The organism is Paenibacillus sp. DCT19 (assembly GCF_003268635.1).
Taxonomy (GTDB): domain Bacteria; phylum Bacillota; class Bacilli; order Paenibacillales; family Paenibacillaceae; genus Paenibacillus.
Window position 1 is genome coordinate 736,949 of record NZ_CP029639.1, and the last position, 12,771, is coordinate 749,719.

Annotated in this window: 8 protein-coding genes and 2 pseudogenes; 8 read left to right on the plus strand and 2 right to left on the minus strand. The window is 45.8% G+C overall.

Annotation, left to right across the window (positions count from 1 at the left end):
* The first annotated feature begins 163 nt into the window (after positions 1 to 163).
* The 8 genes and pseudogenes from queG (at position 164) to DMB88_RS03465 (ending at position 9,852) form a co-directional block, all read left to right on the plus strand.
* Positions 164 to 2,100, plus strand: a pseudogene (queG, locus tag DMB88_RS03430) (tRNA epoxyqueuosine(34) reductase QueG).
* A gap of 15 nt (positions 2,101 to 2,115) precedes the next feature.
* Entirely contained in the window at positions 2,116 to 3,147 is a 1,032-nt protein-coding gene (locus tag DMB88_RS03435; protein WP_128100209.1) for an HD-GYP domain-containing protein, read from the plus strand.
* Positions 3,148 to 3,323: 176 nt separating this feature from the next.
* Positions 3,324 to 3,587 (plus strand): YneF family protein, encoded by a 264-nt coding sequence (locus DMB88_RS03440; RefSeq protein WP_128100210.1) that lies wholly within the window; start codon positions 3,324 to 3,326, stop codon positions 3,585 to 3,587.
* 55 nt (positions 3,588 to 3,642) lie between these two features.
* On the plus strand, positions 3,643 to 4,236 hold the full coding sequence (gene folE / locus DMB88_RS03445) for a GTP cyclohydrolase I FolE (protein WP_036668229.1): 594 nt from the start codon (positions 3,643 to 3,645) through the stop codon (positions 4,234 to 4,236).
* A 476-nt stretch (positions 4,237 to 4,712) separates the two neighbouring features.
* On the plus strand, positions 4,713 to 5,570 hold the full coding sequence (locus DMB88_RS03450) for a lipoate--protein ligase family protein (protein ID WP_128100211.1): 858 nt from the start codon (positions 4,713 to 4,715) through the stop codon (positions 5,568 to 5,570).
* Positions 5,571 to 5,681: 111 nt separating this feature from the next.
* On the plus strand, positions 5,682 to 5,906 hold the full coding sequence (locus tag DMB88_RS03455) for a hypothetical protein (RefSeq protein WP_128100212.1): 225 nt from the start codon (positions 5,682 to 5,684) through the stop codon (positions 5,904 to 5,906).
* Positions 5,907 to 6,140: 234 nt separating this feature from the next.
* Positions 6,141 to 6,770, plus strand: a complete 630-nt coding sequence (locus tag DMB88_RS03460; RefSeq protein ID WP_128100213.1) for a ZmpA/ZmpB/ZmpC family metallo-endopeptidase-related protein — start codon at positions 6,141 to 6,143, stop codon at positions 6,768 to 6,770.
* A gap of 88 nt (positions 6,771 to 6,858) precedes the next feature.
* Positions 6,859 to 9,852: an S-layer homology domain-containing protein gene (locus DMB88_RS03465; RefSeq protein WP_128100214.1), complete on the plus strand. Its 2,994-nt coding sequence runs from the start codon at positions 6,859 to 6,861 to the stop codon at positions 9,850 to 9,852.
* A gap of 202 nt (positions 9,853 to 10,054) precedes the next feature.
* Here DMB88_RS03465 and DMB88_RS03470 read toward each other — a convergent pair.
* Positions 10,055 to 11,333, minus strand: a pseudogene (locus tag DMB88_RS03470) (Fe-Mn family superoxide dismutase).
* A gap of 222 nt (positions 11,334 to 11,555) precedes the next feature.
* Complete coding sequence (locus tag DMB88_RS03475) at positions 11,556 to 12,569, minus strand: alpha/beta hydrolase (RefSeq protein ID WP_128100215.1); 1,014 nt, start codon at positions 12,567 to 12,569, stop codon at positions 11,556 to 11,558.
* Between the last annotated feature and the right edge of the window lie 202 nt (positions 12,570 to 12,771).

Sequence of the window (12,771 nt, forward strand, 5' to 3'; positions counted from 1 at the left end):
TTGTAACAACAACTTCACTCGACGTTTTGCGTTTAACTATAATAAAGCTCGGGGCGAGTATGCCTGAGTTGCATATGCATATAGACGCCTGTCCTCCTTGAATGAGGCGGGCGTTCAATCGTTAAGGGAATAAGAGCAGGGAACAGAAAAGAGGGAAAGAATCATGACAAGCGTACAGACCGGGGCATCGCAGGCAGGTTCCGTATGGGAACAGTTAAAACAAGAGATTAAGGCGGCTGCCCCGGGCTGGGCATTGATGATATTGGATTTGCTTCTGCAGAGCCGTTTGTATCACTTAAGTCGCTGCTGGAACAGTCTCGGGACAAGGGTTACGCTTCGGGATTTGAAGAGCCGGACATTGAGAAACGGGTACGACCTGCACTGCAGGATGGTGAGCCTGCTTCTCTGATCGCGATTGCCGTTGCCTATCCATCGAAAATGGTCAATCCGCCGAAGTCGGAGCCAGGTGCATATCGCGGCATATTGGCGCGTTCAGCTTGGGGCAGGGATTATCATTACGTGCTGCGTGAAGCGATGGACAAGCTGGTGAATTTCATCCGTGAGCGTGTACCGGAGGCTATGATCGAGAGCATGGTGGATACCGGAGCACTTGTGGATCGTGCAGTATCTCAGCGTGCGGGGATTGGGTTCAGCGGCAAAAACTGTGCCATTATATCCCCTAAGTTTGGATCATGGATCTATCTGGGTGAGCTGGTGACCAATATTCCATTTCAGCCGGATACACCTGTGACCGAAGACTGCGGAGAATGTACAAAATGTATTGATGCCTGCCCAACCGGGGCGTTGGTCGGGCCGGGGCAGCTTAATGCACAGCGATGTATTTCTTTTGTAACCCAAACCAAAGGGTTTGTAGATGAAGAGTTTATGTTGAAAATAGGCAACCGGTTATACGGTTGTGATACATGTCAGATCGTCTGTCCGAAGAATCGGGGCAAAAATTGGGATCATCATCCCGATCTACAGCCTGATCCGGAGATTGTAAAGCCTTTGTTACTGCCACTCCTAGACATTGGTAACCGTGAATTTAAAGAACGTTTTGGCCAAAGCTCCGCCGCATGGCGGGGAAAGAAACCGATTCAACGTAATGCAGTGATCGCCTTAGGCAATTTCAAGGATAAGAGCGCTGTACCAAAACTCACGGAAGTATTGAAGCGAGACCCGCGTCCTGAACTGCGGGGAACCGCAGCTTGGGCGCTGAGCAGAATTGGAGGAGAAGACGCAATGAGAGTAATTGGGGAAGCTGCCGCTAACGAACAAGATGGGAACGTGCTAAGCATGCTGCAGAAGGCCAAGGAACGACTGCACTCGTCCGAGACCTTACCCGATCAACCACAGGCTGGGCAAGCAAGTGAGAAGCAGCCGGTGGAACAATCAGTGGAACAACTAGCGGAACAACCAGTGAAGCAATCAGTGAAGCAATCAGTGGCACAGCATCAGTTTGAGTCACTACACGAGTTACAGAAGAGTTTGCAATCGGAAATGGCATCTGATCAGAGTGGTGAGTTACCTCCGCAGCCGGCCAAACCGGAAGCAGCAGCCTGGAAACCTTCAGCAGTTACGGGGCTTCAGGGTACACCTGTGTATTATGATGAATTGCTGACGCCAATAGGAACATTGACGCTATGTGCCACAGACGAAGGCTTATGCCACGTTGATTTTGGAACATTTCATGTGCGTGAGGCCCATCTGCAACAATGGGCTCGAACCTGGATCGGTGAATACCGCTATGAGAAGAATGAAGAGAAGCTGAGTGAGGCTGCGAAGCAGGTTCAGCAGTATTTTGCTGGAGAACGAAAAAGCTTCGAATTAAAGCTAAATTTGCATGGAACACCGTTTCAGCTACAAGTATGGCATGTTCTATCCGATATATCTTATGGAGAGACCTCATCACACCAACAGGTTGCGGAAACGATCGGAAGACCAAAAGCCGTTCGCGCAGTTTCGGATGCTATCAGCAAAAATCCGATGCCGATTATTATTCCCTGTCACCGCAACAGTGACAAAGACGGTACCCTGTTGGGTTATGTAGGCGGTCTGCAAACCAAAGAGCAATTGCTCACATTGGAGCAGCAATCGTAAGAGCGGGGGACGTGCATGAAGTATGTAAACGTGGAGAGTGTGGAGGCGGGGGAGCTTCTGGGGAAGACCGTATATTCAGCTAACGGAACTGTTTTGCTGTCTGCCGGCGTCCAGCTTACCGTATTTATGGTTAATACGCTCAAGCGTATTGGCGTAACCATGCTATACATCCAGGATGAAGCGTTTAAAGATGTGGAGACAGAAGACATTCTGGATGAAGCCACGAAGAGAGCGGTTATTAATGAAATGAGCGTTACCCTAGAAGCGGTTCGTTCCGGAAAAGACTGGAGTCCGAAGAAGGTAGCGCTCAGCATTGATAAACTGTTGAACGATGTATTGAACGGACGTGAGCTGCTGGTTCAACTTACGGATATTCGCACGAAGGACAATGCACAGTATGTTCATGCTATGAATGTATGTTTGCTATCGTCGGTGATCGGACTGAATATGGGGCTTAACTACAATCAATTGAAGGATCTCGCTGTAGGTGCGCTTCTGCATGACATCGGTAAAGTTGGTGAGCCTCCGGGTGGTAACTCTGCTGCCAATTCCTCGCTTCATCATACATGGCGTGGATTCGAAGTGATTAAGAACAAACGGGAGTTCAGTTTGCTCGTCGCTCACACGGCTCTACAGCATCATGAACATGTCGATGGGACAGGATTACCTAGAGGCATCAAAGGCAGTGATATTCATGTATTTGCCAAAATTGTTAGCACAGCGAACATCTATGATAATCTGATCAATGGACTATCTGGAAGCAGCATGCTGCCACATGAAGCGTGTGAAGAGATGATGGCGATGTCAGGCACGAGACTGGATCGGGACATTTTGATTGAGTTTAACAAAAGTGTATCCGTTTATCCGAATGGAACCGCTGTACGACTCTCAACCAAAGAGTCTGGCGTTATCGTGCGGCAGCATCGTGGACTGCCAGGCCGACCTGTCGTGAGGATTGCACGCGGGAGCACGCGCTACTCTCTCGATGTTATCGAAATCGATCTAGCGGAGCATACCACCGTTTTTATTGAATCGGTCATGACTTAGAAATGGATAACCAATGACAGTGATAGCTGGAAAATCCGTTTGCTCCATGCGTGCGGAAATGCTATGATAACTTTCAGGAAATCCGGTCCGTGACACGTGTATGAACAGGCGTTAGGATGTTATGTATATGCGCGGATCATCATGCTTTTTAGATTGCATAAAGAGGTGTCTAAGAGATGGAAATTGTAATACCGATTATTACATTGATTGTTGGTCTGGTCGGGGGCTTCTTCATTGGGGTGTTCTACTTGCGTAAACAGCTTGAGAAAATGCAAAGCGATCCAGACGCACTTCAGAAGATGGCGAAGCAAATGGGCTATAACCTGAATGGAAAGCAGATGCAGCGTGCCCAGCAGATGATGAAGAATCAGCAGCCTGGCGGTAAAATGCCTCAGCCAGGGCAACATCCTGCGCGTAAAAATTCGGGCCGCCGAAGATAATAGCAGTGTGTGGTAACTGCTTTACACCATGTGGTTCGAAAGGAGGCGTTCGGCAGTGGCTGGCGTGAAAGATTATTTGAATTCAAAAGTATCCGACAATCGGGAGAAGATCGAGTACCATGTGGAACAGATCTTGAAATTGATTGGCGAGGATAGTACGCGGGAAGGGCTGCTTGAAACGCCTGCACGCGTAACCCGGATGTATGAAGAGATTTTTGGTGGGTATGAGGTAGATCCACGTGATGTACTGGGGGTAACCTTTGACGAGAATCATGAAGAGTTGGTTATCGTTAAGGATATCGTCTACTATAGCCAATGTGAGCACCACATGGCGCCGTTCTTCGGCAAGGTGCATATTGGGTACGTTCCAAGCGGCAAGATCGTTGGTCTTAGCAAAATGGCTCGTCTGGTGGAAGCGGTAACGCGTCGTCTCCAGGTGCAAGAACGTATTACATCACAGATCGCTGATATTTTGACAGAGGCAGTTGAACCTCATGGTGTTATGGTCGTTGTGGAAGGCGAGCATTTGTGCATGTGTTCCCGCGGCGTGAAGAAGCCGGGCAGCAAGACGGTAACGTCTGCCGTACGTGGTTCTTTCCGTGAGAACCCAGCACAGCGTGCTGAGTTCCTGTCACTTGTTAAAGATTGAGGCCCAGCTTGGCTTAATAGACAAGCTGCATACTCTCACCTGCGTTCTTGCATGTTGTTTGGCATTAGGACGAACTAGAATGTCTCAATGCGGAGCAGCGCAGCATAGAGCAAGCATCTGAGGTTGTACAACAATAAGCCGTGTTCCCAGGGGAACACGGCTTATTTATAGAGGTTGTTCAAAAAGTCCACTTTCGATTACAAAAGATGCCTGTCGAAGATGGAATTTAGCCGAAATAAATGGAGGCTTACGAAGTTGGTTTCCTTTGGAAACAATGTAGTTGCTCACGTAGTTTTGCCTACGCTCCGCTACTCCATTTCTATCTTCATCCCATCTTCTCGGTACTGAAAACCGCCTTTTTTTGAACAATATTTATATGGATTCTATTATAATTGTAGTGGGAGTTATGGTAGGTTCGAGAATGTATCATGACTTGTACGCTCTCATTCATCTATATACAACGGAGGCTGTCTTCTATGAGTGTACCTTCAACACCAGAGGATCGATTTGGAAAACCAATGGAGCAGAGTTCGTCGGAAGATCGTCCTACCAGCCGTCTTCAGATTTGGGAGACACCGCTTATGGGGCAGAACAAAAATGTGCTTGAGGCTTTTGCATGGGAAGAAGTGATGTGTCGACTTGTAGGACAGGGGCATGAACCGGTGGCTCATATTTGGCGACATACGGATGCATTTGTTGCTGGTTTGCGTGATCGCAAACTGCCACATGCGGTTGAGAGCATGGAACGTATCCGAAATGAGGGGATTTCCGTCTGTGTTCGACCTTCTGGTGGTGCGGCGGTTCCGCTCAATCCAGGTGTGGTTAACTTGTCACTAATCTTGCCTAATCCTAAGCACGCGATCAATATTCATGATGATTTCCGTCATATGGCTGCTTTGATAGCCCGCTCACTGAATCCATGGTCTGATCAGGCTAAGACGGGAGAAGTGGAAGGTGCTTTTTGCCCGGGGGATTATGATGTAAGTGTTGGGGGATTGAAATTTTGCGGAATCGCTCAGCGAAGACAGGCTAAGGCTTACATTATTACTGCGTTTGTAATTGTGGAAGGCAAGGGCGATATGCTTGCAGCAGAGGTGCGACGATTCTATGAGCAAGCGGCCAATGGGATGAAATCTGGCTATCCGGATGTACATTCAGGTACGATGGCGAGTCTTCAAGAACTAGCTGGTGTACCTTCTGCGGCGGCATATACAGCATCCTTGGTGCGTACACTACGTAACCATTATCCTTCGTCAGAAACGAGCCGAGTATTGACTGTGAACCGGGACACGGTTGAACAGACGATGCAGCAGATGAAGTTACGTTATGATTAGGGAGTTTTCAGACACGACCTAGATTGATATAGATTCATTAGATTGGAATACACTGACTTGGAATTGGTTAATAGAGATGATATGATGTGATTTCGGAAGGAGAGTGACAGAATGGAAACATTGAGATATACATTTGAATACGAGGTTGTATCTTCGGGCGAAAAGTCTGAATTCAGCCAAATGGGTACAAGTAAAGAAGAAGCTGCGGCGTTGATTATTGCACGAATTGCTGACTTGGAGTTTACGGGTGAGGAAGATATTAAGCTAGGCGATCTCATCGCGATTAGCAAACAGGTTGGCGACAACTATGTTGCCTGTGAAGGGTGCGCTTCTTAAGTAAATGTCTTGCACTGATAGGTTCTAATAATAAGCAGGTCTCTGGTATAGAGGCTTGCTTTTTTTGTTGTGAAACGCGCGAAAAATGAAAAATAATTCATATTTGAAAAATATTTTTTTGCAAAAATGCGAGAAAAGCTCTTTTTCGCGGAAAATGTCGAAAATGTTCAGAATCCGTTCAGAGCTGACAGGTATACTCTTCTCACAAAAAGAAAGAGAAGGGAAGTTTCAAATATGAGAAAAAAGGATCGCCAGAAGCGCTCTAAGCTCCTGAGACAAATAGGGATTGTAGCCTTAACATTCCTTATGGTCTTGGGTTTGTTGCCAGGTCTATTTCAACAAGGAGTTGTACAGGCAAGAAGTTGTTATGAGATGACGGAAATCGATTCAAATAATGTAGAATGGAATCTCATTAGTACTCCTGAAGAGCTGTACTGCGTGGGAGAAGACGCAAACGGTAATTATAAGCTGAAGAATGATATTTCTGAAGCAGATATGAGCACGTTTTTAAACGGAGGATCTTGGACACCGATTGCCTATGAGGTAGAAGATGAGTCTGAACCTTTTACAGGCAGGTTTGATGGTAACGGTTATTCAATCTCCGGTTTGAAAACAACAGATGAAAATCAGAATGATGTAGGGCTGTTCTCTGATTTGTATGATGCTGAGGTTAAAAATCTTATATTAAATAATGTATCCTTTACAGGGAATGCGTCGGTAGGTGGGCTTGCAGGTAGTATATCAAATTCTCGTATTGAGGGTGTGCATATCAGTGGGAATATACAAGGCAATAGAAGAGTAGGGGCATATCAGGGGTTTCTAATAACAGTGAATATATTAATAATAGTACTGACGTTGTGGTGAGCACTATAGATGAGTATGGCGAATCACTCGGGGACTATTTGGAGAACTTTACGAGAGCACAATCATCGCAAATGCTGCTGAAGGTACAGTGAGTGGTTATCAGACAATAGGTGGACTGATCGGAGAGTCGAATGATAATACCATTCGTCAGAGCTACGCTTCAGGACAGGTAATAGGGAACTATCAGGTTGGTGGCTTGATTGGTGAACTTAATTATGAATCTGAATCTGAACTGAACCAGACTATTGAAGACAACTATGTGGTTGGTTCAATGAAAACTTATGCTGCAGGTGAGGATGAATTTTCTGCTGAGACTATTGGAGGCTTAATTGGAGAAGTAAGAAAAAATGGTCGTAATGATGACATCCAAGTAATTATTCAGAATAATTACGTTGCTGCATCCCTCGAAGTTGACCTTTCTAATGGTGTATCATCACCTATTGATGATCAGACGATAGGGTCAGTCATCGGCAAAGTGAAAGGCCCAACTAATCAAGTGACTTTTTTCGGTAATTATTTTGATTTGAACAAAATTGATACGAACCAGCAGAATGGTTCTGATTATGCAATGGGTCTTACTACTGAGCAGATGAAACAACAATCTAATTTCAGTGGATGGGATTTCGATGAGGTTTGGACATTCAGACAACGTATTAATGATGGGTATCCGATCTTGCGTTCATCCAAGCTGATGACTGCACCGACTCCGCCACTGCCAGATCCGACAATACACTTCCTGTCTCCATACCCTTTGTACGGAACAGTTACTCAATCCACATCTAAAGTTACAGTGAAGGTGAGTGAGCCTGGTAGATTTTACTTTGACAACGATGTGTGGGACATGTTTAATGATCAGTTGACAAAAGAAGATACCAAGTTAAACGCTATGAACAAACAAACCTATGTGGATTTAGCTGCGAATGAAGAAAAAACGTTCTTGTTTACAGGTTTGGATGAGAACACATTGTATCGATTGTACCTGGCTGTTGAAGATGTGAATGGTCAACTCGTAGATATGGGATCTAATATTTATCCAACACCTGCAAACTATACTCCTCTTCCGCAAAATGTAGTCGCTACACCGGGTGATGGTCAGTCTGCCCTTGAATGGACTGAAGAACCAGAAGTAGAATATCGCGTGTATATGTACCAAGGTACGGAGGCACCAAAAGATCCAGATCTGTGGACCAATGTAACGGACAGTTACATCGATGGATATATCGGTGGGCTGACGAATGGTGAATCTTATGTGTTTGCAGTTAGATCGTATGCTTCCGATGAAATGAATTCAGATTATGTTGCGTCTAACGTTGTAACTCCGCAAGAGGAGAATACAGGCGGTGGTAATGATGGTGGTGGTGGATCTAATCCAGATCCAGACCCAGACCCAGACCCGAATTTTCCTGTACCGCAGCACGTAGTGGCAACAAAGGGAGATAAAAAGGTTACGTTAACTTGGGATCCAATTTTAAACGGGTACGCTTCAGTTTATATGTACGAAGGTTCATCAGCACCGATAGATCCTTCACAATGGATTCTTGTTTCTACGGAAATTATGAATAATAGTTGGGAAATTAAAGACCTTAAAGAAGGCGAAAAATATATATTCGCTGTTAAAGCTGTATATGATGGTGGCGAATCGGAATATGGAATTTCTAATTCAGTGAAGATTAACATCACTCCATCCAATCCAGAAACACCGGGTAATGGGGGAGGCGGGGGAGTTATTACACCTACTCCGGTAACGCCAACACCGTCACCAGCACCTGTGACAACGAGTCCTGCGCCAACTACTCCACAAGCTCCACAAAAAGAAGTAATCAAAGTGGATGTAGCAAATGGGAATCAGGCGTCAACGATTGCTTCCTTGGAGATTAGTCGTACACGGGGCACAGATGGCACGGTGAAGGATGAGCTTCTGCTTGATCAGAGCAAGACCCAAACCATTATTGATCAATTGAAACAGACAGGCTCCCGCACAGCGGTTGTCTTGATTCCAGATACGAAAGATGAAGTATCACAGTGGGACCTTAATCTCTCTCCACAATCGTCAGCAATGCTGGCTGAGCAAGGTGTGGATCTCGTTATTTCCAATCCAAACGTGAAGATTACTATACCGGCAAGTTCTTTGCTCGGACGTACAGATGATATTTATTTCCGTCTGGTACCGGTGAAAAAAGAGACTGAACGTTCAGAAATCCAAACGAGAGTGCAAAGCAATGAGACAATTACTCAAGTTGTAGGCACAACGAATATTCAGATTCTCGGTCGTCCAATGACGATCGAAACGAATCTGCAGAGCAGACCTGTAACGCTCGTATTACCTGTTGAGGCTAGTCAGATCGCAGGTGTGAATTCTGAAGAGCTGGGTGTATACATTGAGCATAGCGACGGTACGAAGGAGCTTGTACACGGTAAACTCGTTACGATAAACAATGATGATCAACAAGGCATTGAGATTCAAGTCAACAAATTCAGTACGTTCTCCGTTGTTAAAGTGAAGGACTGGACGGACAACAGCTTGAAAGCTCAGCCATATATTCAAGGATATGCAGATGGTAGTTTCCGACCAGAGCGTAATGTAACTCGCGCAGAAATGGCAACATTAATTACGCGTATTACAGGAGCATCTACATTGGAAGCCAGTCATCCTTTTACAGACGTGAACTCCAGTCACTGGGCAGATGCAGCTATCTCAGCAGCAGCTCAATCCAGTTATGTTCAAGGCTACACGGACGGCAGCTTCAAGCCAAATCAAGCGATTACTCGTGCGGAAATGGCTGCTCTATTACAGCCGTTGGTAACATCTGACCAGATGAAGACTGTGCCGACAGCATTTACTGATGTGAACGGGCATTGGGCACAGCAGGCAGTAGAACAATTGAGTTCAGCTGGAGTAGTTACCGGTTATGCAGATGGCACGTTCCGTCCAAGTCAGCCGATCACTCGCGCTGAAGCCGTAACGATGCTGAATAAGCTGATTGGTCTTCAAGCTGCAACGAATGCAGCGGGACAGTGGTCGGATGTACCTGCCACACATTGGGCATATGCAGCGATTGAGGCAGCTTCTATCCGCCAATAGATCGTTACAATTTATCGATATAATCTCATAATAATCAAATGCAAAGAGATATCTATCAGTCATTCGGCTGGAGATATCTCTTTTTTTTACACTTATATTGTGAAGCATCGGGCTTAAAGAGGTCTGACACATTTATTTATGTTGTCCCTCGCTGATGAGAGTTGTTCTTAGGGTGGAAAGACTTTAAGAATCATAGGGGTCTTTAATAAGGTGGCCAGAGTAATTTCCTTGCCGTCTCGTACCGCTCAGCTACTGCAGGCCAGTAGACGACCTTCCACCAATCCTCAATATATTTTTGCGTTCATTCTGGTGCTTCAGATAATAAGCATGCTCCCACACATCCAGAGGAAGGAGCGGAACAATGTCGGATTGAGATAGGTTCTGATGCTTCTCTGCTTGCAAAATTTCAAGACGATGTGCCCGCGGACTCCAGACAAGCATAGCCCATCCACTGCCTTCTACTTTGTTTGCCGCTTCGGTGAATTGGTTCTTGAATGCTTCATAACTGCCAAAATCACGTTTGATCTGTTCAGCAAGCATGCCGGACGGTTTGCCACCACCCTGGGGACTCATAATCGTCCAGAAAATGGTATGCAGGTAATGACCTGCCCCGTTAAAGGCAAGCTCCCGTTCCCAATGTTTTACGAGTTCAAAATTGTTTTTCTTTCTGGATTCCGCTAATTTTTTCTCAGCCGTATTTAATCCATCCACATAGGACTGATGATGCTTATCATGATGAATGCGCATGGTCAGCTCATCAATATGTGGCTCTAAGGCATTGTATGCATAAGGCAGTGGTGGCAGGGTATGTCCGCCAATCGGTACAGGGCGTTCCTTAACAGGTGGTGTTGCAGCTACGGAAGTGGTGGTGCTATCGCTTGTTTGTGTGGGGGCTGAGTGAATTGCTGGAGAGTTTTGAGTCTGAGTAGCAGATGCAGAAGCATTAGAGGTTTCTTTAGCCGATGTAGCTGCAGGCTTCTCTACACTTTCTCGTTGGGATGATTGAAGGAGACTGTCCAGCGTAAAAGGGGGATCCGCTGCAGAGTCTCTCAAGGGTCCGGGCCCACGAAGTGTATCTAACACACCAAGGAAATACTCCGATTCTCGAATAAAATGCAGAATAATAGCTTTGGCAGAGGGCACGGCCTGCACCGCAGCACTCTGCTCCAATAAAACATAGAGTTGCCGGATGAACTCTCTGGATTGTGCTATGCTCGCAGACACTAACTGTTCTACACTACGAAGAATATAGGGGCGGGAGCATGAGTTCCAGGTAACACTTGTTTGATTAGCTGGTTAGCTGTGTGTTCACTGTTTGAAAATGCTACTTCCCATTCCTCCAGTAGTTTGACATATTCAGGTTCAAGGTCAGGTACAAGTGTACGAATAACAAGGGTGTGTTCTTTCTCTTGTTCTTTCCAGAAACGAATTTCTTCTAATATACGCAGGGGTAAGAGTGGTCCATATCCTTTCCATTGCATATCCAAGCATCCTCCCGTCATTGATATGATTCCGAATCCATTTCACCTTTAACATCGAGATGGGGCTAAAACAGCCAGATCTCTTTATCCTCGAACATGTCGTGCATAGCCATCGCAACAATATATTCATTAATGATGTTGTCCTATGTATATAAAAAAAGAGCCCCATAAGGGCTCATTCGTAGTTCGTATTCAGGCGCGATACACTTCAGGGCATGAACATTAATATCGATCCAGATCATCACTGGTGGTCTTCGTTACATGGCTCAGGAAGGTTGATACGCGGCGCAGGTATTCTTTGGGATGCTCACGGAAGATTAACTCATGGTGGGAACCGTCCACGATCCATTCCTCTGAATTCGGATTGGTTTGATTGGCGGCGAGTAGCTCCGCGATTGGATAAGGCGCCTTCTCGTCTTCCGTACCGTGAATGAAGAAAATCGGGAAAGGATAATCCTCTTTTTTGACCTCTTGATACGGAATTTGCTGTAATCCAGTGCCGTTCAGAACCGGGAACAACAGCTTCATAATCTCAAGTGTAGGTTGGCGCGGAAGATCGATCTGATTATGAATGTTGTGATACAGCGTATCTGGTTCAAGTAAAAATGTGCTGTCCAGAATCATCGCATCAACATCCTCGGTAAGAAGGCCTGTCTGTAATGCTGTGCCTGCACCCATGGAGAATCCCCATACGACGAGCTCCTCAGCACCTCGTTGCTTCGCCGTTTGAATGGCGCCCAGCAATTGTTGTGATTCCGCTTTGCCGCCTGTAGCGACGGCTTTATTCACCTGAGATGCAAAACCATAATCGAACATAATGACGTTAAATCCAAGTTGGTGCGCATAATGGGCAAGGTCATACATCGGAACCCAGGTTTCCTCACGGTTGGCACCATAGCCATGACTGAAGATAATCGTTTTGTTCACATCTTTGTCGGCAGGAATGTACCAGCCCTGCATCGTTCGGCTTCCGTCTGCCGCAGGGAATGTTATGTCTTCGTACTTCATATTCCTCGCTTGCATCGGATTAGAGAAGACAGGGGCTACCGTTGGGTTGGATAAGACCCAGGCGATGTAACCGTGTAGTGCAATAAAACAAAAGAGTAGAAAAAATACCACGGAGAGCAGCAACGCTACGATAATATGCTTGAACCGAATCAGCCTTGGCGATAACGAAGTAGGCAGATCGGACACTTTCGTTTGCAGCGGGGCTTCGCTCTGGGATGTCGAATACATGATTGCCCCTCCTTATAAGTTCAGATGAAATTGAGGATAACAACGAGAACCATCAACCCATATACGTAGTTCCTAAGTCACAGGAACGAATGATACAAATGCATAATCTATCTTTATCGTATGTTCCTATATAACCAAAGTCAATTGATTGGCAGCATTTGTTACGCAATTGTTATATAGTCCTGAGAGGATCTGGTTAACA

Coding starts and splice junctions, on each gene's coding strand:
- DMB88_RS03435 (WP_128100209.1), top strand. CDS start 2,116: ATGAAGTATGTAAACGTGGAGAGTGTGGAGGCGGGGGAGCTTCTGGGG.
- DMB88_RS03475 (WP_128100215.1), bottom strand. CDS start 12,569: ATGTATTCGACATCCCAGAGCGAAGCCCCGCTGCAAACGAAAGTGTCC.
- DMB88_RS03455 (WP_128100212.1), top strand. CDS start 5,682: ATGGAAACATTGAGATATACATTTGAATACGAGGTTGTATCTTCGGGC.
- DMB88_RS03450 (WP_128100211.1), top strand. CDS start 4,713: ATGAGTGTACCTTCAACACCAGAGGATCGATTTGGAAAACCAATGGAG.
- DMB88_RS03460 (WP_128100213.1), top strand. CDS start 6,141: ATGAGAAAAAAGGATCGCCAGAAGCGCTCTAAGCTCCTGAGACAAATA.
- DMB88_RS03440 (WP_128100210.1), top strand. CDS start 3,324: ATGGAAATTGTAATACCGATTATTACATTGATTGTTGGTCTGGTCGGG.